The organism is Streptomyces sp. NPDC059906, from assembly GCF_042730645.1.
GTDB lineage: Bacteria > Actinomycetota > Actinomycetes > Streptomycetales > Streptomycetaceae > Streptomyces > Streptomyces rubrogriseus.
This window is the reverse complement of record NZ_JBHWKU010000003.1, coordinates 93,076-112,976: the sequence shown is the minus strand read 5'-3', so window position 1 is coordinate 112,976 and position 19,901 is coordinate 93,076. Positions and strand designations below refer to the sequence as shown.

Here is a 19,901-nt window from a genome sequence, read left to right as displayed (position 1 = left end):
CCTCTCAAGGACACCGCATGCCTTCTGCCGTGCGCTTCGGCGTCAACTACACCCCGAGCGTGGGGTGGTTCCACCACTGGCTCGACTTCGACCTCGACTCCGTACGCGCCGACCTGGACTCCATCGCCGCGCTGGACGTGGACCACGTCCGCGTCTTCCCGCTGTGGCCGTACTTCCAGCCCAACCGCGCCCTGATCCGCGAGCGCGCGGTGGAGCACCTGGTGGCACTGGTCGACGCGGCCGCTGAACGCGGCCTCGACGTCAACGTGGACGGCCTCCAGGGCCATCTGAGCAGCTTCGACTACGTGCCGGCCTGGACCCGCACCTGGCACCGGCGCAACCTGTTCACCGACCCGGAGGCCATCGACGGCCAGGCCGCCTACCTGCGCACCCTCGCCGCCGCGCTGGCCGGACGGACCAACTTCCTCGGCATGACCCTCGGCAACGAGGTCAACCAGTTCTCCGCCGGGCCCCACCCCGACCCGGACCGCGCCACCAGCGCCCAGATCGACGCCTGGCTGGAGCGGATGCTGGCCGCCTGCGAGGAGGGCGCCCCGGGCCGCATGCACCTGCACGCCGAGTACGACGCCACCTGGTACCAGGACGACCAGCCGTTCACCCCCGCCCAGGCCGCCCGGCAGGGCGCCGTCACGGCGGTGCACTCCTGGGTCTTCAACGGCACCGCCCAGCGCCACGGCCGCACCTCCGTGCCCAGCGAGCACCACGCCGCCTACCTCATCGAGCTGAGCAAGGCCTGGGCCGACGACCCGCACCGCCCGGTCTGGCTCCAGGAGGTCGGCGCCCCCGCACCCCTGGTCCCCGCCGAGCACGCCGCCGCCTTCACCGAGGCGACCGTCGAGAACGCCCTGGACTGCCCGGACCTGTGGGGCATCACCTGGTGGTGCTCCCACGACGTGTCCCGGGCGCTGGCCGACTTCCCGGAGCTGGAGTACGGGCTCGGGCTCCTCACCAACGACCGGCGCCCCAAGGACACGGCACGGGTCCTGGCGAGCGCCGCGCGCGCGGCCCGGGACGGAGCCCGCCCCGCCCCCGCCCCTCGCACCACTGCCCTCGCCGTCCCGGCGGACCCCGCCGCCCGCTCGGCCTGCGCCCCCGGCGGTGCCGTCTTCGACGCCTTCTTCCGGCTGGTCGCCGACGGCGCCCGTCCCACCACCGTCCTCGACACCCGCGCCGCGGACCCCGGGCACCTCGCCTCCCGCGGCATCACCGAGGTCGTCACCCCAGACCAGGTACCCGTCCCGTGACCGCCGCCCCGCGCGGCGGAACGAGGGCGCCGCACGATTCGAAGCGCGTCCCGCTGGGGAGCTGTACCTGACGTCGGCCCCCCGCCACCGCCCGCCCAACCCCAGGCAATCACCCGCCCCCGACCCCGGAGCACCCGCATGCATGACGACCGCAGCCTGGTCGAAGCCCGCCTCAAGCGCGTCCTCGACGAGCGTGTCCGCCCCGCCCTCTACCCCGAGTCCGTACCGCTGGACGTGGCGGTCTGGAACGCGCCCGGCGAGCCCGTCCCCGTCGAGGAGGGGCTCGCGGCCGAACCGCTGCCCATCGAGGTCGGCGCCCGCTGGGGCGCGCCCTGGGGCACCAGCTGGTTCCGCGTCACCGGCACCGTGCCGAAGGAGTGGGCCGGGAAGACCGTCGAGGCGATCCTCGACCTCGGCTTCGACGAGAACATGCCCGGTTTCCAGTGCGAGGGCCTGGTCTACCGCCCCGACGGCACCCCGGTGAAGGGCCTCAACCCGCGCAACCAGTGGGTGCGGATCGGCGCCCCCGTCGAGGGCGGCGAGGAGGTGCGCCTGCACGTCGAGGCGGCCTCCAACCCCGTGATCCTCGACTACCACCCCTTCGTGCCCACGCAGCTCGGGGACAAGGACACGGCGGGCAGCGAACCGCAGTACACGCTCGCCCGCATGGACCTCGCCGTCCTCGACGAGACCGTGTGGAACCTGGTCCTCGACCTGGAGGTCCTCGGCGAGCTGATGGCCGAGCTGCCGGTGGACTCGCCGCGCCGCTGGGAGATCCTGCGCGCCGTCGACAAGGCGCTGGACGCCATCGACCTCCAGGACGTGGGCGGAACGGCGCAAGCGGCCCGTTCCCGCCTCACCGAGGTGCTGTCCGCTCCCGCCGTCCCCTCCGCGCACCGCGTCAGCGCCGTCGGACACGCGCACATCGACTCGGCGTGGCTGTGGCCGCTGCGCGAGACCGTGCGCAAGGTGGCCCGTACCACCTCCAACATGACCGCCCTCCTGGAGGACGAGCCGGACTTCGTCTTCGCCATGTCCCAGGCCCAGCAGTGGGCGTGGGTGCGCGACCACCGGCCCGAGGTGTGGGCACGGGTCAAGAAGGCGGTCGCGGACGGCCGGTTCGTGCCGGCCGGCGGCATGTGGGTGGAGTCGGACACCAACATGCCCGGCTCGGAGGCGATGGCCCGGCAGTTCGTGCACGGCAAGCGGTTCTTCCTCGACGAGTTCGGCGTCGAGAACGACGAGGCGTGGCTGCCGGACACCTTCGGCTTCGCGGCGGGCCTCCCGCAGATCATCAAGGCGGCCGGCGCCAAGTACCTGCTGACCCAGAAGATCTCCTGGTCCCAGACGAACAAGTTCCCGCACCACACCTTCCGCTGGGAGGGCATCGACGGCACCCGGATCTTCACCCACTTCCCGCCCGTCGACACCTACAACTGCTCGATGAAGGGCAGCGAGATCGCCCACGCGGCGAAGAACTTCAAGGACAAGGGCGTCGCCCGGCACTCCCTCGCCCCCACCGGCTGGGGCGACGGCGGCGGCGGCACCACCCGCGAGATGGTCGCCAAGGCGGCCCGGCTGCGCGACCTCGAAGGCTCGGCGACGGTCGAGTGGGAGACCCCGCACGCCTTCTTCGAGAAGGCCGAGGCCGAGAACCCCGCCCCGCCGGTCTGGGTCGGCGAGCTGTACCTCGAACTGCACCGCGCCACCCTCACCAGCCAGGCCAGGACCAAGCAGGGCAACCGCCGCAGCGAACACCTGCTGCGCGAGGCCGAGCTGTGGGCGGCCACGGCCGCCGTGCGCGCCGGGTTCCCCTACCCCTACGACGACCTGGACCGGATCTGGAAGACGGTCCTGCTGCACCAGTTCCACGACATCCTGCCCGGCTCCTCCATCGCCTGGGTGCACCGCGAGGCCCGCGCCACCTACGACCGCGTCGCCGAGGAGCTGAACGGCATCATCGACGCCGCCCAGCGCGCCCTGGCCGGCGACGGCGACACCCCGCTGGTCTTCAACTCCGCCCCGCACGCGCGGGCCGGGGTCCCGGCGGGCGCCGCCACGTCCCCGGCGACCGAGGGACGCACCGACCTCGGCTCCCGCCCCGGCGGCGGCCACGTCCTGGACAACGGCCTGCTGCGGGTCGAGATCGACGAGCGGGGCCTGGTGGTGTCGGCGTACGACCTCGCCGCCGACCGCGAGACGATCGCGCCGGGCGGCGCGGGCAACCTGCTCCAGCTCCACCCGGACTTCCCGAACATGTGGGACGCCTGGGACGTCGACGAGTTCTACCGCAACACCGTCACCGACCTCACCGACGCCGACGAGGTCGTCCCCGGCGACGACGGCGCCTCGGTGCGGATCGTCCGCTCCTTCGGCTCCTCCCGCGTCACGCAGGTGCTGACCCTGGCGCCGGGGGAGCGGCGGCTTGAGGTGGACACCGAGGTGGACTGGCACGAGACGGAGAAGTTCCTCAAGCTCGCCTTCCCGCTCGACGTGCACGCCGAACGGTACGCGTCGGAGACCCAGTTCGGGCACTTCCACCGGCCCACCCACACCAACACCAGCTGGGAGGCGGCCAAGTTCGAGGCCTGCAACCACCGCTTCGTGCACCTGGAGGAGCCCGGCTGGGGCGTGGCACTCGTCAACGACTCGACGTACGGCCACGACGTCACCCGCACCGTCCGCACCGACGCCGACGCGGGTACGACCACCACGGTCCGGCTCTCCCTGCTGCGCGCCCCGCGCTTCCCCGACCCCGAGACCGACCAGGGCGTGCACCGCTTCCGGCACGCGCTGGTGCCCGGCGCGGGCATCGGCGACGCCGTGCGCGAGGGCTGGCGGATCAACCTGCCCGAGCGGCACCTCACGGGCGGCACCCGGCAGGTCGCCCCGCTCGTCACGGTCGACCGGGACGCGGTCGTCGTCACCGCCGTCAAGCTCGCCGACGACGGCAGCGGCGACGTCGTGGTCCGCTTCCACGAGGCCCACGGCGGCCGGGTCCGCGCCACCCTGACGGCCGGGTTCGCGATCACCGACGTGCAGGTGACCGACCTGCTGGAGCGCCCCCTCGCGGACACGGAGGCGCCCCGGCCGGACGGCGACCGGATCGCCGTACGCCTGCGTCCGTTCGAGCTGGTGACCCTGCGGCTGAAGCGCGCCTAGCGCAGTTGCCCGCGACGGGCCCGGCTCACCGGGGAGCGGTGAGCCGGGTCGGCGGCAGGTACTCCCGCACATACGTCCGCTCCCAGCACGCGCCCGTCTCCCGCAGCTCGCGCCAGGTCGTGTACCGGTAGCGGAACAGCCGGGCGCGCACGAAGCGGGGCGGCGCGCCGGGCGGGAACGGGGAGCGGCGCAGCAGCCGCAGCGTGGCCCGGTCGTTCTCCAGCAGCCGTTCCACCAGGGTGGCGAACCACGACCCGGCGTACGAGGGCGACAGCGCGGCGAACCACATCAGCCAGTCCAGGCGCAGGTGGTACGGCGCGAACTGGCGCGGCCAGCTGCGCGGGTCGCCGGGTTTGCCCCTGAACTCGTACTCCCGCCAGTCGCCGTCCTTCCTGGCCACCTCGTCGGCGGTGCCCTCGATCACCACCTCGTAGCGGACCCGGCTGACGGAGCCGAAGGCGCCGTAGGTGTTGACCAGGTGGAGCGAGTCGAAGGAGCGGTTCATCACCTGGCGGCGGGAGATCATGTTGCGCACCGGCCGGTGGCTCAGGAACACCAGCAGCGCCGTCACCGCCAGGACCACCACCTCGTACCAGAGCGGCGCGGCGGCCACGGACGGGGCATCGGCCGGGAAGCGGACCACCGACAGGGCCAGCACGATGGTGACCCAGTTGAGCCAGGAGAAGTTGCCCGAGAGCACCAGCCACAGCTGGGTGGCGATCATCAGCGCCGCGGCGGCCGTCGACACGGGGTGCGGGGCGAACAGGAGGAAGGGCACCACCAGCTGCGTGACGTGGTTCGCGGCGACCTCGACGCGGTGCAGGGGCCTGGGGAGGTGGTGGAAGAACCAGCTCAGCGGGCCCGGCATCGGCTGGGTCTCGTGGTGGTGGTCCAGGCAGGTCAGCTTCCGCCAGCACTCGTCGCCGCGCATCTTGATCAGCCCCGCCCCGAACTCCACCCGGAACAGCAGCCAGCGCAGCAGGAACAGCACCACGACCGGCGGCGCCACCTCCTCGTTGCCCAGGAACACGGCGACGAAGCCGGTCTCCAGGAGCAGCGACTCCCAGCCGAAGGAGTACCAGGTCTGTCCGACGTTGACGATCGAGAGGTACAGCGCCCACGGCACCAGCCACAGCAGCATCGCGCTCCACAGCGGCAGCAGCGAGTCCAGCCCGGCCGCCAGCGCCGCCGACACCGCGCAGCCCGCCCAGGCGCAGCCCGCGAAGAGCCGGTCCGAGTAGCGCCACTGGAACAGGCTCGGCGCCCGCCGGAACGGCACCCGCTCGACGAAGCGGGGCACCGGTGTCAGACCGCGCTCGCCGAGCAGCGCCCGGAACTGCAGGGCGGCCGTCAGGAACGCGACCAGGTAGACGACGGCCAGCGCCCGCTGGAAGACCAGCCGGGCGAGCCAGTAGTCGGGTGCGGTGAACCACTCCACGGCCGGGCTCCTCTCGTACCCGCTCCGGGTACCCCCGCCCCGGCCGTCGCCCGCCCCCCTCCGGACCCTTTCCCTCTGTTTCCCCCTGTCCGGCGACCAGGAGTCGAAGATTCCGACAAATCCTGGCAAGGTGGGGTCCATGTCTGATCGGGGAGCGAGCGCCCCGTCACTCCCGGACGACTGGCCCGCCCACCCGGACCCGATTCTGGCGCTCAACCGCATGGGCAGCTTCGACTGGGACCTGGACGCCGGGCTGTTCCACATGGACGCCCAGGCCCACGAGGTGTTCGACCTGCGCCCGGAGGAGTACGACGGGCGCCCCGAGTCGCTGTCGCTGCGCGTGCCCACGGCCGAGAGCCGCCGGATGGACACGATCGTCGCGCGGGCCATGAAGGACGGCAGTGAGAACTACGGCACCTACTTCCGGCTGCGCCGCCGCGACGGCACCCTGCGCTGGACCCACACCCAGGGCTACATCCGCCGGGACGAGACCGGCCGCCCCCGGCGGATCATCGGCATCGTCCGCGACGCCACCCAGGAGATGGCCGACATCGCGGCCAACCGCGAGCAGGCCGCGCTGGACGAGGCACGTCGGCGGCTCACCAACGTCGTCCAGCTCGCCACGGCCGCCCTCGCGCACGCCCGCACCGTGGACGACGTCATCGACGTGCTGCGCGACACCCACGGACTCACCCGGCTGGGCGCCACCAGCCTGGTGATGGGCCTGGTCGAGGCGGGCCGCATCCGGCTGGTCGCCGACGGCCCCGAGAACAGCTTCATCCCCGGGACCCGGATCACCCGGATCGACGAGCCGTACCCGATGAGCGAGGCCGTACGGACCCTCAGCCCCCGCTTCATCGAGTCGCCGGAGGAGTTCGCCGAGCGCTACCCCGGGCTGTGGCAGGACATCACCCACCTCGACATCACCGCCGCCGCCTATCTGCCGCTGATCGCCCAGGCCCGGCCCATCGGCGCCATCGGGCTGCTCTACAGCGACCGGCACGGCTTCTCCCCGGAGGACCGCAACGTGCTGGTCGCGCTCGGCAGCGGCATCGCGCAGAGCCTCCAGCGGGCCATGCTCTACGAGCAGGAGATGGACCTCGCCGAGGGCCTCCAGCAGGCCATGCTGCCGCGTACCATCCCCAGCGTCCCCGGCTGCGACGTCGCCGTGCGCTATCGCGCGGCCTCCATCGGGGGCGCGCTCGGCCGGGACATCGGCGGCGACTGGTACGACCTGATCCCGCTGCCCGGCGGCCGCGTCGGCGCCGTCATCGGCGACGTCCAGGGCCACGACACGCACGCCGCCGCCGTCATGGGCCAGCTGCGCATCGTGCTGCGCGCCTACGCCGCCGAGGGCCACCCGCCGGCCACGGTGATGGCGCGGGCCTCCGTCTTCCTGCACGAGCTGGACACCGACCGCTTCGCGACCTGCCTGTACGCGGAGGCCGACCTGGGCACCGGAGTGGTCCAGGTGGTCCGCGCCGGACACATCGACCCGCTGCTGCGCTTCGGGGACGGCACCTGCCGCCTGGTGCGCGTCGAGGGCGGGCTGCCGCTCGGCCTGTCCGCCGAGTTCGGGCGCCTCGCCTACCCGGTCGCCACCCTGGAGCTGGACCCGGGCAACACCCTGCTGCTGTGCACCGACGGTCTGGTCGAGCAGCCCGGCGCCGACCTCGACGAGGGCATGGACGTCCTCACCGCGCTGATCACCTCCGGGCCGCAGGACGTGCGGGACCTGGCCGACCGGCTGATCGACGTGGTCGACGAGCGGCGCGGCGACGACGACGTCGCGCTGCTGGTGCTGCGCAGGCACGGCCTGGGCGCCCCGCGGACCTTCGGCCGGGTCCAGCAGCACGTCTCCCCGGGCGACCCGGAGGGGCTCACCGAGGCCCGGCACATGATCCGCGCCGCCGTCCGGTCCTGGGGAGCCAAGGCGCAGAGCGACGAGATCGAACTGGTCGCCGACGAGCTGATGACCAACGCCCTCATGCACACCGAGGGCTCCGCCGTCGTCACCCTGCGGCTGCTCACCGGCACCGACCGGCGGCTGCGGGTCGAGGTCGAGGACTCCTCCAGCGCCCTGCCGCGCCGCCGGGAGGCCGGGGACGACGGGGTGTCCGGACGGGGGCTGCTCCTGGTCGACACGCTCGCCGACGAGTGGGGCGTGGAGGCGCGCGGCGGCGGCAAGGTCGTCTGGGCGGAGTTCGTGGTGGCGCACGGGGCGGGCTGAACCCACTGGCGCCCCCGGTGGCCGGTGGCACTCTGGACGTATGCCAGAACTGCCCGAGGTCGAGGCGCTCCGCGACTTCCTGACCGAACACCTCACCGGCCACGAGATCGTCCGGGTTCTGCCGGTGGCGATCAGCGTCCTGAAGACGTACGACCCCCCGCTCACGGCGCTGGAGGGGCACCGGGTGGCGGCCGTGCACCGCCACGGCAAGTTCCTCGACGTGGAGACCGCCGGCGGCCCGCACCTGGTGACCCATCTGGCCCGGGCCGGCTGGCTGCACTGGAAGGACAGCCTCCCCAGCGGCCTGCCCAAGCCCGGAAAGGGCCCGCTCGCGCTGCGGGTCGCCCTGGAGACCGGCGCGGGCTTCGACCTGACGGAGGCGGGCACGCAGAAGCGGCTCGCGGTCTACGTCGTGGCCGACCCGCGGCAGGTGCCCGGCGTGGCGCGGCTCGGCCCCGACCCGCTCGCCGACGACTTCGACGCGGTCCGCTTCGCCGCCCTCCTCGACGGTGAGCGGCGGCAGCTCAAGGGCGCCCTGCGCGACCAGAGCCTGATCGCGGGCGTGGGGAACGCGTACAGCGACGAGATCCTGCACGCCGCGAAGATGTCCCCGTTCAAGCTGGCCGCCTCCCTGACCGACGCGGAGACCGCCCGGCTGTACGCGGCCCTGCGCGGCACGCTCACCGAGGCCGTGGAACGCTCCCGGGGCATCGCCGCCGGACGCCTGAAGGCCGAGAAGAAGAGCGGGCTACGGGTCCACGGCCGTACCGGAGAGCCCTGCCCGGTGTGCGGCGACACCGTCCGCGAGGTCTCCTTCAGCGACTCCTCGCTCCAGTACTGCCCGACCTGCCAGACCGGCGGCAAACCGCTGGCGGACCGCAGGATGTCCCGGCTGCTGAAGTAGCGGTGCCCACCCGGTGGCGGCGGTTGCCGGGGCCGCGGTCGCCGGGGCGGCGGTCATCCGGCCGGCAGCGTCACCAGGTGCTCGCCGTCCGCCGTCCGCACCTCGTAGCGGTCGATCTGGCCGGGATGCAGGGCGGCCCCGCCGCGCATGGTGTGCGGGCCGGTGCCGTGTCCGGGGACCATCCAGCTGGTGATCGTCTGTTCGGACCCGTCGCGGCCCACGGCGACGAGCCGGCAGGAGCGCGGTCCGCCCCCGTCCCTTACGTCCAGCCGTACGTCCGTGCCCCAGGTCTCGTCCTCGGCCGTGATCCGCGCCCACACCCCGGACCGGGCGTCGGTCGCGGTGACCGGTGCCGCCGGGTCGCCCTGGCTCGCGTACAGCACGGCGCCCGGCCCGGCCACGGCGCACACGGCGGCGGCGGCCACGGCGTACAGCACCCGCCGCCGGCCGGCCCGCCGGCGCGTGGCCACCTCGGACAGCAGCCGGTCGAGCAGCCGGGGTCCCGGCCTGGTCAGGGGATGGACGATACGGGGGGTCGCCTGCCGGAACAGCATCAACTGGCGGGTGGCGGGGCCGAATTCGGTCACCTGGGCCGCGCACCGGGGGCATTCCATGAGGTGGTCCTCGAAGCGGAAGGCCTCCGCTTCGTCCAGCACGCCGAGCGCGTAGGCGCCGACGTCACGATGCCTTTCCAGGGACCTCATGCCGAATCCTCGTACCGTTGGGTGCGGGTGGGGTTACTCCTTGCTCCCACCCGTACGCACCCGACAGCCGAATCACTCAAGCCGCCCCGGAATCGCAACCGAGGTGTTCGGAGCGGCCAGGGGCGTGGATTGGTCCGTCCCGCGGGAAAGTCCGCGAGGCCGGCCGGGAAGGCCGGAAGGGGCCGGCCGGGGAGGCTAGAAGAGGTGGATGGCGAGGTGTCCCAGCGGCAGCCCGAGCTGCCAGGCGGGTGTCCACACCTTCGGTCCCTCGTCCTCTCCGGTCACCGGCGCACCCCCGGGCACCGCGTTCAGGTCCGGGGCGAGCAGTTCGGTGTCCTGGAGCCAGCGCCAGGCCGCGCGGGCCAGCTCCAGGTCCGGCGAGTGGCGTCCGGCGGCGACGGCGTCGGCCGTGACCTCGGCCAGCCGCCCGTGCACCCACTCGTGCCAGGGCTGGTCGTAGGCCGTCAGGGACAGCCAGGTCTCCAGGTGGGTGACGACCCGGATGCCGCTCAGTTCGTTCTCCGTGTCGGAAAGGAAGACGGTGAGTGCCAGCGCGTCGCGTCCGGCGCGGAACTCGAAGGACGTCGGCGGCATCAGGTCGCCGGTCCGCAGCAGCTCGTCGGCGATGTACTCGGCGTACAACCACGCCATGGGAACGCTCAGTTCGCCCCCACCGGTGCCGTCCGTGCTCTCTTGACCTCTGTGCAGCATCCCTTCCTGCCTTCCTCCGGTGCGTGCGCGTCGCCCGACCGGGTCATGGACCCCCGTCCGGAACACGGATGAGGACAGCCGACTGCTCAACCGGGGTCCTGGGCAAGGCGCTTTACGGAGGCTTGACCAAAAGGTCGGTTTCACCGCAGGTCGGCGGCGTATCCCGGTAGCACCCTGCGCATGGCGCGCAGCGCGTAGTACGCGCGGGACTTCACGGTACCGGGTGGGATGCCGAGGGCAGCCGCGGCTTCCGCCACACTCGCCCCCTGGAAGTACACCAGCACCAGGACTTCACGGTGCTCGGGAGTGAGAGTCTTCACAGCCTCGCGCACATCGAGGGCGGCGGCGGCCCGTTCGGCGTGATCCGCGCAGACGCGCGCGTTCTCCAGCACGGCGTCGCCGACCTCCGGGGGACGGGCCCGGCGGGCGCGGCGCGCGTCGATCGCGAGCCGCCGGGCCACGGTGAGCAGCCACGGCCGTACGGAGTCGAAGTCGTCGGCGCGCAGCGCCTCGGGGTGCTGCCAGGCGCGGACCAGGGTCTCCTGCACCAGGTCCTCGGCGCGCTGCCGGTCGCCGTCGCTGAGCCGCAGCAGCAGCGCGAAGAGCGGCCGGCCGTGCTCGCGTTGCAGTGCGGCGAGCTCGTGCTCGGCGGTCGTCCCGTTCGCTGTGTCCGTGAGGGTGATTCCGGCCGTCATGGCCGTATGGCACCGCAGGGGGCCGTGCGGGGACAGGGCGTACGCACGGGCGTGCGGCGGACGGTCGATCGCGTCGACGAACGGTTCGACGAACGGTCGGGGTGCGGTGGCTGTGGGGTTCGGGCACCCCGTTCGCGCACGCCGGACGGGCTAATGGGCGTGTCGGAGCCGCGTGTGACGAACCGAGCCTCTTTACCTGTTTGTAAGTAAATGTGACTTTTCATTGGTGTGTGCGACCCAGCGGAGTGAACGGATGATCACACGCAGCCGGCAGGTGGCCCTGGCCCTGACCGCCCTCCTCACCGCGGGCGCGGCCTGCCAGGCCCGCGACCACGAACCGCCGAAGCCGCCGGCACCGGCTCCGCCCGCCGCCGTCGAGGGTGCCTTCACCCTGGTCGCCTCCGGAGACGTGCTCCCGCACGACTCGATCATCGAACGGGCCCGCTTCGACGCCGGCGGTACCGGCTACGACTTCCGCCCCATGCTCGCCGGCGCCCGGCCCGTCGTCGCGCGGGCCGACCTGGCGCTGTGCCACATGGAGACCGTCTACGGCGCGAACGGCGACTACCGCGGCTACCCGCTCTTCAAGTCCCCGCCCGAGGTGGCCGAGGCGCTGGCCGCCACCGGCTACGACGGCTGTTCCACCGCCTCCAACCACAGCGTCGACGACGGCGCCGACGGCATCCGGCGCACCCTGGACGCCCTCGACCGGGCGGGCGTACGGCACGCCGGGACGGCGCGCACCGAGGCCGAGGCGGACATCGCGACGGTGCTGCGCGCGGGCCGGGCCCAGGTGGCCCACCTCGCCTACACCCTCCACACCAACGGCCACCCGCTGCCCGCGGACCAGCCCTGGGCGGTCGGTCTGATCGACGAGGCGCGCATCGTCGAGGACGCGCGGGCCGCCCGGAAGGCCGGCGCCGACGTCGTCGTCGTGTCGATGCACTGGGGCACCGAATGGCAGGACGAGCCCGACCAGGACCAGTTGGCCCTCGCCCGGAGCCTCACCGCGGCCCGCACCGGCGACCGCCCCGACATCGACCTGATCCTCGGCACCCACGCCCATGTCCCGCAGGCCTACGAGAAGGTCAACGGCACCTGGGTGGTGTACGGCATGGGGGACCAGATCGCGGGCGAGATGGTCAACAACGAGGGCGTGCGCGATCCGCGCGGCAACCAGTCGGCCATCGGCCGTTTCACCTTCGCCCCGCCCGACCGGGCCGGCGAACGCTGGAAGGTGACGAAGGCCGAGTTCGTCCCGCAGCTGTTCGACGTGGACGCCGGCCGGGTGGTGAACCTCAACCGGGCGCTGGACAAGGGCGCCGAGCTGCGGGGCGTGCGGGACCGCATCCGCGACGTGGTGCTCAGCCGGGGCGCCGCCGAGGACGGGCTCGTGATGGGGAAGTAGGTCAGGCGTCCGCCACGTGGTCCAGGGCCGTCAGCATGGCGCCGAGCACCCGCAGGCAGGTGGTGACGTCGGCGTCCGTGAGGTCCGGGCCGACCTCGCGCAGCAGTTGGTGTTCCCGGTCGAGGACCTCGTCGATCGCCTCCCGGCCCCGGGCGGTGAGCCGGATCAGCGAGGACCGGCGGTGCGCCGGGTTCGGGATGCTCTCCACCAGGTCCTGGACCGCCGCGTCGTTGACCATCCGCTGCACGAACTGACGGCTGATCGCCTGGGCCCGGCCCATCTGCGGCACGGTCATCGGCCCGCCGCGCCGAAGCATCGTCAGCACGGCACGGACGCCCACGGACAGGCCGTCGCCGGCCAGGCCCTGCTCGACGCCGCGCTGCGCGCGCCGGTAGAGGGGGCCGACCAGGTCGTACACCTCGGTGAGGCGCCGGGCGAGCGCGTCCGGGGGGAGGGGTGCGTCGATGTCGTTCACCCCGCCATCATGACACCTGAGTTGCCAAAGCCGTCCCCACATGACACCTTGGTTGTCATGACTACCGCTTCGGACCTCCGCTTCTTCGCCTCCGCCGACGGCGACCTCGCCTACCGCGACACCGGCGCGGGAGACCCGGTCGTCCTGCTGCACTCCGGGTTCACCGACCACCGCGTGTTCGACGACCAGATCCCGGCCCTGGCCCGCGAGTACCGCGTGATCGCCCCCGACGTCCGCGGTCACGGCGCCTCCGCCAACGCGACCCGGCCGTTCCGCTGGGCGGACGACCTCGCCGCGCTGCTGCGCCACCTCGACGCCGGCCCCGCGGTACTCGTCGGTGTGTCGATGGGCGGCGCCATCGCCACCGACACGGTCATCGAGTACCCGGAGCTGGTCCGCGCGGTAGTCGCCTGCGGAGCCTCCACCAGCGAGTTCGAGTACACCGACGCGTGGGTGCGCCAGGTGCTGGCCGACCAGGAACGCGCCCTGGGCGCGGGCGACGTCGAGGGCTGGCTCACGGCGTTCCTGCGCTTCGTGCCGGGGCCGCACCGCACCCTCGACGACGTCGACCCGGACGTGCTGCGCCGGGTGCGCGAGATGGCGCTGGGCACCCTCTCCAAGCACACCCCGGACGAGGAGAACCACCACGTGCCGCTCACCGACACCTGGTCCCGCGTCCCGAAGATCGACGTCCCGGTCCTCACCGTCAACGGCGCGCTGGACGCGCCCGACCTGGTCGCCGAGGCGGAACGGTTCGCCCGTACGGTCCCGGACGGCCGCTCCGTCAACGTCGAGGGCGTCGGGCACTACCCGAACATGGAGCGGCCCGAGGCCTTCACGGACATCGTCGCCGGGTTCCTGCGCACCCTCTAACGGCGCGCCAGCTCCGACTTCCGGTACGAGTACGCGAAGTAGATCACCAGGCCGACCGCGAACCACACGGCGAACCGCACCCAGGTCTGCCACTGCAGGAACGTGATCAGCCAGATCGAGAAGACGATGCCCAGCGCCGGCACGAACGGCATCCACGGGGTACGGAAGGTGCGCGGCAGGTCCGGCTGCCGGTAGCGCAGCACGATCACCGCCGCGCACACCACCACGAACGCCAGCAGGATGCCGATGTTGGTCAGCTCCGCCGCCTCGCCGATCGGCAGGAACCCGGCGATCACGGCGGACGCGCACCCGACGATCCAGGTGACCCGCGTCGGCACGTGCCGCGTCGGGTGCGTCTTGGCGAACCACTTGGGCAGCAGCCCGTCGCGCGACATGGAGAACCACACCCGGGTCACGCCCAGCATGAACGTGAACATCACCGTGAGGATGCCGATGATGGCACCCACCGCGATGATGTCGGCCAGCGAGCTGAGCCCCACCGACTTGAACGCCGTCGAGAAGCCGCTCTCCGGGTCGATCTCCTTGTAGTTCTGCATGCCGGTCAGCACCAGACAGGCCGCCACGTACAGCACCATCGAGATGATCAGCGAGTAGATGATCGCCTTCGGCATGTGCCGCTGAGCGTCCTTCGACTCCTCGGCCGCCGTCGACATGGCGTCGTAGCCGAAGACCGCGAAGAACACCGTCGCCGCACCGGTGAACGCCCCGCCGACCCCGAACGGGAAGAACGGGTGGTAGTTCGAGCTGTTGATGTGGAAGACGCCGACCCCGATCACCAGCAGCACCACCAGCACCTTCAGCACCACCACGACCATCTCGAAGCGGGCGGCGTTCCTGATGCCCAGCGTCAGCAGGTACGCGATCAGCAGGCACAGCACGGCAGCGAACAGGTCGACCTTGTGCCCGTTCCCGGTGCCGGGCGCCCCCAGCATCCAGTTCGGCAGGTCGGCGCCCATCTCGCCGACCAGGAAGCTGAAGTAGCCCGAGATGCCGATCGCGACCACCGCCACGATCGCCGTGTACTCCAGGAGCAGGTCCCACCCGATGAACCAGCCCACCAGCTCGCCCAGGACCGCGTAGCCGTAGGTGTAGGCGGAACCGGCCTTCGGGATCAGCCCGGCGAACTCGGCGTACGACAGGGCGGCCGCCGCACTCGCGACACCGGCGATGAGGAAGGAGATCAGGACCGCCGGCCCCGCCGTGCCGTTGGCGACCGTACCGGCGAGAGTGAAGATGCCGGCCCCGATGATGCCGCCGACACCGATCGCGGTGAGCTGCCACAGCCCCAGCGAGCGCACCAGGCCCCCGCCGCTCTCCGTCTCCTCGATGTGTTCGATGGGTTTGCGGCGGAGAACACCCTCGCCCATGCGGAACCGGGCCATGCGCCTCACCTCTTCGTGAACGGCAAACGGCTGACGGTGGATCATGATGACGCACACACGTCCGTGACGGAAGTCACGACGCACAAAGGTCCCAAGACGCACACACCGATCCGACTGGTGCTACGGCACCACCGTGACCGGCCAGCGGCCCGCCTTCACCAGCCGTACCGCGACCGAGCCGACGAACCGGTGACCGGCCTGCTCGGAGGCGCCGACCACCACCGCGTCCGCCTTCAGCTCGTCGGCCGTCTGCCGCAGACCGCTGTACGGGTCGCCGCGGAAGGTGTGGAACTCCCAGCGGATGTCGAATATCCCCTTCACCCGCTCGGTCGCCTCCCGGATCTGGGCCACCAGTTCCTCGGCGATCTCGTCGGTCGTCTCCGCCACCGACGCCCCGAGCGCCGCACCACCCGCCAGCACCGGCTGCACGTACACCACGGCGAGCAGGGCGCCCTGCCGCCGCGCCATCCCACCGGCGTAGGCCGCGGCCCGCAGTGAGGAGTCGGAGCCGTCCACACCGACGACGATGACCTTCGGCCCGTCCGTGCCGCGTTCGAACTGATGGGAGTGCTGTTCCGTCACGCGGCGAGGCTATCGGAGTCCCCGGTGATCTTGAGCCGGGCGGGTGGTTTCATGCCGCCGCACCGGTGTTGCTCAGGTGCGGCGTGCCGTGACCGGGCGACTGATGAGTCATGAAGAAGGACCAGTTGCTCACCCGCCGCACCCTGCTCACCGGCGTCGCGGCCCTGGGCGCGGCCGGCGCCGGCGGCGCACTCGCGGCGGGCCTGGGACACGGACCGTCCCGGCCGCCCGCCCCCGTACCCGCCCCGGGACCTTTGCAGCGCAGCCCGCTCAAACCCTCCGCCTACCGGCTCCAGCCCCTGACCGGATACGGCGCACCGCGTGCCGCACCCGGCCGGCCACCGGTGCGCAGCGAGCCGATCCTGCGCATGACGGGCCGGGGCCGCACCATGCTGCTCACCTTCGACGACGGGCCCCACCCCGAGTACACCCCGCGGATCCTGGACACCCTGGCGAAGTACGAGGTGCGGGCGACGTTCTTCGTGTGCGGGGAGATGGCGGACTACAACCGGGACCTGCTGACGCGGATGGCCGACGAGGGACACGTGGTGGGCAACCACACCTGGTCCCACCCGCTGCTGACCAAACTCACCCGGCGCCGCATCCGCTCCGAGATGGAGCGCACCAGCGAGGTCGTCGAGCAGGCCTACGGGGAGGCGCCCCGCTGGTTCCGGGCCCCGTACGGAGCGTGGAACCGCGCCGCCTTCCAGCTCGGCGCGGAACTCGGCATGGAGCCGCTCGCCTGGACCGTGGACACCCTGGACTGGACGACACCCGGCACCGGCACCATCGTCGAGCGGGTCGAGGAAGGCGCGGCCCCCGGTGTCGTGGTGCTCTCGCACGACGCCGGGGGCGACCGTTCGCAGAGTGTCCGCGCCCTGCGCCGCTATCTGCCCGAGCTGCTCGACTCCGGCTACCACCTCACCGTCCCCCGGCGGCGCCTGATCTGACCGCCGCCGGGCCCGCCCGGCCGGGGCACGCTCAGCGGACCTCGACCAGGCGGGCGAAGGCGACCACGTTCCCGTCGTAGCCGTTCTGCTTGGTGAAACCGCCGCCGCAGGTGATGACCCGCAATTCGGGGCTGCCTTTCGAGCCGTAGACCCGGTCGCCGGGGAAATTGTTCTTCTCGAACACCTCGATGCCGTAGATCTCGAAGACCGCCGTCTTTCCGTCCTGGCGGTGCACTTCCACCTTGTTTCCCTTTTTCAGGGCCCCGAGTCCGTAGAAGACCGCGGGACCCTGCTGGTTGTCGACATGGCCGACCACCACCGCGGTGCCCTTCTCCCCCGGGGAGACCGCGCCGGTGAACCAGCCGGCCAGGTTCGGGTCCTCGGGCGGCGGCGCGTCGACCCAGCCGTCCGCGTCGAGACCGACCCCCATGACCGGCGCGTCGACCTGGATGGCCGGGATGGAGACCCGGTCGGGCACCGAGTACGCCAGCGGGGCCACTCCGGCCGCTGCGCCGTCGCCGGTCGCCGAGCGGGTGTCCGACGCGGCGGCCGACGCGGGCTGCGGGGGGCCCACGTCGAATTCCCCGGAGCCGTTGCGGATGAGCGCGAGACCGGTCAGCAGAACAAGCGCTATCACGCCCCAGGGAGCGCGCTTCCTCCGCCGCTCCTCCTCTTCGGCCAACTCGGAGTCGTACATTCGCCATCCCCTCTCGACCCGGCCGTCGCCGGATCATCCGCGCATACGAGCACGCTAAGCGCGGTGCGGGGGACCGGCGACGGGGCGGCGGCGAACGGGTGGTGCGCGCGTCCTTCCGTGCGCCATCCGGGAGGCGACCGGCAAGATTTTCTGACGGGGCGTGACCTGCGGCGATATCCACTCGCGCGGTTTCGGTCCGGCAAGCCGCTCACCAGGACGGACCATTCCCGAAATGCGGCTGCGGGCAGGGCAACTGAGGGTCTTTCTGGGAGGCGCTTTCTCGCCGATCGACCGGGGACGGGACCCGGGGCGTCTTCCGCGGAGGATCACATGCGCAACACTCGTGCCCTCGCGGCAGCCGGCGCCGCCGTCGCTGTCCTCGGACTGGCCGCCCCCGCGGCCACCGCGGGCGGTGACCACAACCAGCCCAGCAACATCGTCGCGCTGCCCAGCGTGATCGCCCGCGGCGGCCAGATGACCGTCACGGTCGACGGCTGCCCCCAGGGCGGCACCATGACCTCGGACGCCTTCCGGACCACCCACCTGACCCCGGTCAGGGGAGCCAACGAGACGTCCAAGGGCACCGCCACGATCAAGCAGGACGCCAGGCCGGGCTCGTACGACATCACCGTCAACTGCTCGGGCCGCCGGCTGACCCGGCCGGCCGCCTTCACCGTCATCGGCGGTGTCCGCGGCGGCCTCGGCGGCAGCAGCTCCAGCGGGGCGACCTCGACCGACATCGCGATCGGCGGCGGGCTCGTCGCCGCGGCCGTCGCCGGCGGCGGACTGTTCTGGATGCGCCGCCGGTCCGAGCGGCGGATCTGAACGCACGGCGCAGGACGGCAGCGGCACTTCGCCCCGGATCCGGTGGGATCCGGGGCGAAGTGCCGCGCGTGATGCGGACGGGTCAGGCCCGGTTCTCGCCGGAACGGCGGCGCGAGAGGTGGTATGCGGTGCCCACCGCCCCCGCGATGAGCGCCGCGCCGAGCCCGATCTGCTTCAGGTCGAACCTCGCGACGCTGCCGCCCTGCCCGGCGTGCACGCCCTTGTCGTGCCAGGGCTCGTCGGCCGGGTGGTGCGAGCCGCCGCCCGCGATCGTCAGGTCCACCGTGCCGGTCTTGTCCCGGCAGGCGAACGTCACCCGGTACACCGCCCCGCGCCGGGCGTCCCGGTCGACCCGCGCCGTGGCGGACGACTCGTCCCGGGGGATGGTGACCGTGTCGAACACCGGCGAGGTCACCGTGACCCGCCCCCGGCAGCCCGCCTCGGTACGGCCCACCCCCAGCGTGACCTCGCCGCCGGGTGCCACGGTGGCGGGGCTGACGGTGAAGCCGAACGTGTTCGAGCCCACGGCCCCGGCCGGTACGCAGGCGGAGAGGGCGGCGGTGCCCAGCAGTGCGACCGAGGCGACGGGTATCGCGCGCATGGTGAATCCTCCGGATCCCCGAGGAGCGGCGGCGGACCTGTTCCGCTCGCGCCAGGAATGCACCTCGATGTCTGAAACGCTAGGAAGCCGTGCACGTCACCGCGATCGCAGTCGCGCGAATGGGGCAAGAGTGTGGGCCGCTCAGGGGACGGTGACGGCGTGTCGGCCGTCACCGTCCCCGCTTTCGTGCCAGCGCCGTGCCGGTGCCGGGTCAGTCCCCGGCGCCGGGGAACAGGCTCAGGAACGGGTCGGTCGACGCCGAGACGCCCCTGCTGAAGGGGGCGTCGAAGTCCCAGATCAGGAAGAGCAGGAAGGCGATCAGCGCGGAGAACAGTCCCGCGAGGATCAGCTCCCGGGGCGTGCGCCGGATCTGCAGGGCGAAGACCATCCCGATGGTGATGACGGCCCCGGCGATCAGCCCGAACCACACCACCCCCGGCATGGTCGCCCCGGTCGACTGCGCACGGGCGTTGCGAGCCTGGTCCGCGAGGGCCACCTGGTCCACGAGGGGCTGGTACGCCTGCGCCTCGAAGTCCGACCTCGGTTCGTAGTCCGTGACGTCCGCGCGCACCCGGTCGAGCAGCTCGGTGCCGCGGTCGGTCACCTCGCCGTGGTCGGCCATGGCCTTCCACTCGGTGGTGACGACGTGTCCGACATAGGCGTTGACATCCGCCCGGATGCGGTCACGGACGTCGGCCGGGTAGACCCGGGCACGTTCCGAGACCTCGTGCAGCGCGACGGCCTCCGTCTGCACGTCGGCCTCGGCGGCGCTGCGCGCCTCCCAGACACCGGCGATGGCCAGGCCCAGGACGATGGCGTACACCACGCCGATCCACATCGTCATGTACTCGATGACGTCCGGGGTCTCGGTGATGTCCTCGTCGTCGGACGCGGCGCGGTGCCGCAGGAGGGTGATGATGACCACCACGACACCGGCGGCCAGCATCGCGAGGGTGAGAACAAGCCATTCCGGCAAGA

General features: G+C 72.3%; 18 protein-coding genes. 8 read left to right on the top strand and 10 right to left on the bottom strand.

The annotated features are described in order from the left end of the window. Positions 1 to 17: 17 nt before the first annotated feature. Both ACFV9J_RS05925 and ACFV9J_RS05920 read left to right on the top strand, forming a co-directional pair. Entirely contained in the window at positions 18 to 1,265 is a 1,248-nt protein-coding gene (locus tag ACFV9J_RS05925) for a glycosyl hydrolase (RefSeq protein ID WP_385350426.1), read from the top strand. 138 nt (positions 1,266 to 1,403) lie between these two features. After that, complete coding sequence (locus ACFV9J_RS05920) at positions 1,404 to 4,427, top strand: alpha-mannosidase (RefSeq protein ID WP_385350423.1); 3,024 nt, start codon at positions 1,404 to 1,406, stop codon at positions 4,425 to 4,427. Between the two features lie 25 nt (positions 4,428 to 4,452). On the opposite strand, the gene ACFV9J_RS05915 is transcribed toward ACFV9J_RS05920, so the two are convergent. Then, a complete protein-coding gene (locus tag ACFV9J_RS05915; RefSeq protein WP_385350420.1) occupies positions 4,453 to 5,865 on the bottom strand; it encodes a lipase maturation factor family protein in 1,413 nt (470 codons plus the stop codon). Positions 5,866 to 6,004: 139 nt separating this feature from the next. Between ACFV9J_RS05915 and ACFV9J_RS05910 the strand changes: the two genes are divergently transcribed. Next, positions 6,005 to 8,095, top strand: a complete 2,091-nt coding sequence (locus tag ACFV9J_RS05910; protein ID WP_385350417.1) for a SpoIIE family protein phosphatase — start codon at positions 6,005 to 6,007, stop codon at positions 8,093 to 8,095. A 40-nt stretch (positions 8,096 to 8,135) separates the two neighbouring features. Then, the gene (locus ACFV9J_RS05905) at positions 8,136 to 8,999 is read left to right on the top strand and encodes an Fpg/Nei family DNA glycosylase (protein WP_385350414.1); all 864 of its coding nucleotides are present in this window, start codon (positions 8,136 to 8,138) and stop codon (positions 8,997 to 8,999) included. 53 nt (positions 9,000 to 9,052) lie between these two features. On the opposite strand, the gene ACFV9J_RS05900 is transcribed toward ACFV9J_RS05905, so the two are convergent. The 3 genes from ACFV9J_RS05900 to ACFV9J_RS05890 form a co-directional block, all read right to left on the bottom strand. Continuing rightward, entirely contained in the window at positions 9,053 to 9,703 is a 651-nt protein-coding gene (locus ACFV9J_RS05900) for a zf-HC2 domain-containing protein (protein WP_385350411.1), read from the bottom strand. A gap of 195 nt (positions 9,704 to 9,898) precedes the next feature. Continuing rightward, entirely contained in the window at positions 9,899 to 10,414 is a 516-nt protein-coding gene (locus tag ACFV9J_RS05895) for a hypothetical protein (protein WP_003977917.1), read from the bottom strand. A gap of 140 nt (positions 10,415 to 10,554) precedes the next feature. Beyond that, positions 10,555 to 11,109: a sigma-70 family RNA polymerase sigma factor gene (locus ACFV9J_RS05890; RefSeq protein WP_385350407.1), complete on the bottom strand. Its 555-nt coding sequence runs from the start codon at positions 11,107 to 11,109 to the stop codon at positions 10,555 to 10,557. A gap of 253 nt (positions 11,110 to 11,362) precedes the next feature. Here ACFV9J_RS05890 and ACFV9J_RS05885 point away from each other — a divergent pair, with 253 nt between their 5' ends. Continuing rightward, positions 11,363 to 12,517 (top strand): CapA family protein, encoded by a 1,155-nt coding sequence (locus tag ACFV9J_RS05885; protein WP_385350404.1) that lies wholly within the window; start codon positions 11,363 to 11,365, stop codon positions 12,515 to 12,517. A gap of 1 nt (position 12,518) precedes the next feature. On the opposite strand, the gene ACFV9J_RS05880 is transcribed toward ACFV9J_RS05885, so the two are convergent. Further along, positions 12,519 to 12,992, bottom strand: coding sequence for a MarR family winged helix-turn-helix transcriptional regulator (locus ACFV9J_RS05880; RefSeq protein ID WP_385350401.1), 474 nt, complete (start codon positions 12,990 to 12,992; stop codon positions 12,519 to 12,521). A 57-nt stretch (positions 12,993 to 13,049) separates the two neighbouring features. On the opposite strand from ACFV9J_RS05880, the gene ACFV9J_RS05875 reads away from it, so the two are divergent. Beyond that, positions 13,050 to 13,865: an alpha/beta fold hydrolase gene (locus tag ACFV9J_RS05875; protein ID WP_385350398.1), complete on the top strand. Its 816-nt coding sequence runs from the start codon at positions 13,050 to 13,052 to the stop codon at positions 13,863 to 13,865. On the opposite strand, the gene ACFV9J_RS05870 is transcribed toward ACFV9J_RS05875, so the two are convergent. Then, positions 13,862 to 15,268: an amino acid permease gene (locus ACFV9J_RS05870; protein ID WP_385350395.1), complete on the bottom strand. Its 1,407-nt coding sequence runs from the start codon at positions 15,266 to 15,268 to the stop codon at positions 13,862 to 13,864. The genes ACFV9J_RS05875 and ACFV9J_RS05870 overlap by 4 nt on opposite strands. Positions 15,269 to 15,388: 120 nt before the next feature. Next, a complete protein-coding gene (locus ACFV9J_RS05865; RefSeq protein WP_003977923.1) occupies positions 15,389 to 15,850 on the bottom strand; it encodes a universal stress protein in 462 nt (153 codons plus the stop codon). A 110-nt stretch (positions 15,851 to 15,960) separates the two neighbouring features. Between ACFV9J_RS05865 and ACFV9J_RS05860 the strand changes: the two genes are divergently transcribed. After that, positions 15,961 to 16,800, top strand: coding sequence for a polysaccharide deacetylase family protein (locus tag ACFV9J_RS05860; protein WP_385350392.1), 840 nt, complete (start codon positions 15,961 to 15,963; stop codon positions 16,798 to 16,800). 31 nt (positions 16,801 to 16,831) lie between these two features. Here ACFV9J_RS05860 and ACFV9J_RS05855 read toward each other — a convergent pair whose 3' ends face one another. Further along, on the bottom strand, positions 16,832 to 17,497 hold the full coding sequence (locus ACFV9J_RS05855; RefSeq protein WP_385350390.1) for a class F sortase: 666 nt from the start codon (positions 17,495 to 17,497) through the stop codon (positions 16,832 to 16,834). A 330-nt stretch (positions 17,498 to 17,827) separates the two neighbouring features. On the opposite strand from ACFV9J_RS05855, the gene ACFV9J_RS05850 reads away from it, so the two are divergent. After that, entirely contained in the window at positions 17,828 to 18,322 is a 495-nt protein-coding gene (locus ACFV9J_RS05850; RefSeq protein ID WP_385350387.1) for a hypothetical protein, read from the top strand. 82 nt (positions 18,323 to 18,404) lie between these two features. Here the strand turns inward: ACFV9J_RS05850 and ACFV9J_RS05845 are convergent, their stop codons facing one another. Together ACFV9J_RS05845 and ACFV9J_RS05840 are read right to left on the bottom strand one after the other, a co-directional pair. Next, positions 18,405 to 18,923, bottom strand: a complete 519-nt coding sequence (locus ACFV9J_RS05845; RefSeq protein WP_385350384.1) for a hypothetical protein — start codon at positions 18,921 to 18,923, stop codon at positions 18,405 to 18,407. A 211-nt stretch (positions 18,924 to 19,134) separates the two neighbouring features. Then, positions 19,135 to 19,899 (bottom strand): hypothetical protein, encoded by a 765-nt coding sequence (locus ACFV9J_RS05840; RefSeq protein WP_385350381.1) that lies wholly within the window; start codon positions 19,897 to 19,899, stop codon positions 19,135 to 19,137. Positions 19,900 to 19,901 lie beyond the last annotated feature (2 nt).

Coding starts and splice junctions, on each gene's coding strand:
- ACFV9J_RS05925 (WP_385350426.1), top strand. CDS start 18: ATGCCTTCTGCCGTGCGCTTCGGCGTCAACTACACCCCGAGCGTGGGG.
- ACFV9J_RS05920 (WP_385350423.1), top strand. CDS start 1,404: ATGCATGACGACCGCAGCCTGGTCGAAGCCCGCCTCAAGCGCGTCCTC.
- ACFV9J_RS05910 (WP_385350417.1), top strand. CDS start 6,005: ATGTCTGATCGGGGAGCGAGCGCCCCGTCACTCCCGGACGACTGGCCC.
- ACFV9J_RS05905 (WP_385350414.1), top strand. CDS start 8,136: ATGCCAGAACTGCCCGAGGTCGAGGCGCTCCGCGACTTCCTGACCGAA.
- ACFV9J_RS05900 (WP_385350411.1), bottom strand. CDS start 9,703: ATGAGGTCCCTGGAAAGGCATCGTGACGTCGGCGCCTACGCGCTCGGC.
- ACFV9J_RS05895 (WP_003977917.1), bottom strand. CDS start 10,414: ATGCTGCACAGAGGTCAAGAGAGCACGGACGGCACCGGTGGGGGCGAA.
- ACFV9J_RS05890 (WP_385350407.1), bottom strand. CDS start 11,109: ATGACGGCCGGAATCACCCTCACGGACACAGCGAACGGGACGACCGCC.
- ACFV9J_RS05885 (WP_385350404.1), top strand. CDS start 11,363: ATGATCACACGCAGCCGGCAGGTGGCCCTGGCCCTGACCGCCCTCCTC.
- ACFV9J_RS05875 (WP_385350398.1), top strand. CDS start 13,050: ATGACTACCGCTTCGGACCTCCGCTTCTTCGCCTCCGCCGACGGCGAC.
- ACFV9J_RS05870 (WP_385350395.1), bottom strand. CDS start 15,268: ATGGCCCGGTTCCGCATGGGCGAGGGTGTTCTCCGCCGCAAACCCATC.
- ACFV9J_RS05860 (WP_385350392.1), top strand. CDS start 15,961: ATGAAGAAGGACCAGTTGCTCACCCGCCGCACCCTGCTCACCGGCGTC.
- ACFV9J_RS05855 (WP_385350390.1), bottom strand. CDS start 17,497: ATGTACGACTCCGAGTTGGCCGAAGAGGAGGAGCGGCGGAGGAAGCGC.
- ACFV9J_RS05850 (WP_385350387.1), top strand. CDS start 17,828: ATGCGCAACACTCGTGCCCTCGCGGCAGCCGGCGCCGCCGTCGCTGTC.
- ACFV9J_RS05845 (WP_385350384.1), bottom strand. CDS start 18,923: ATGCGCGCGATACCCGTCGCCTCGGTCGCACTGCTGGGCACCGCCGCC.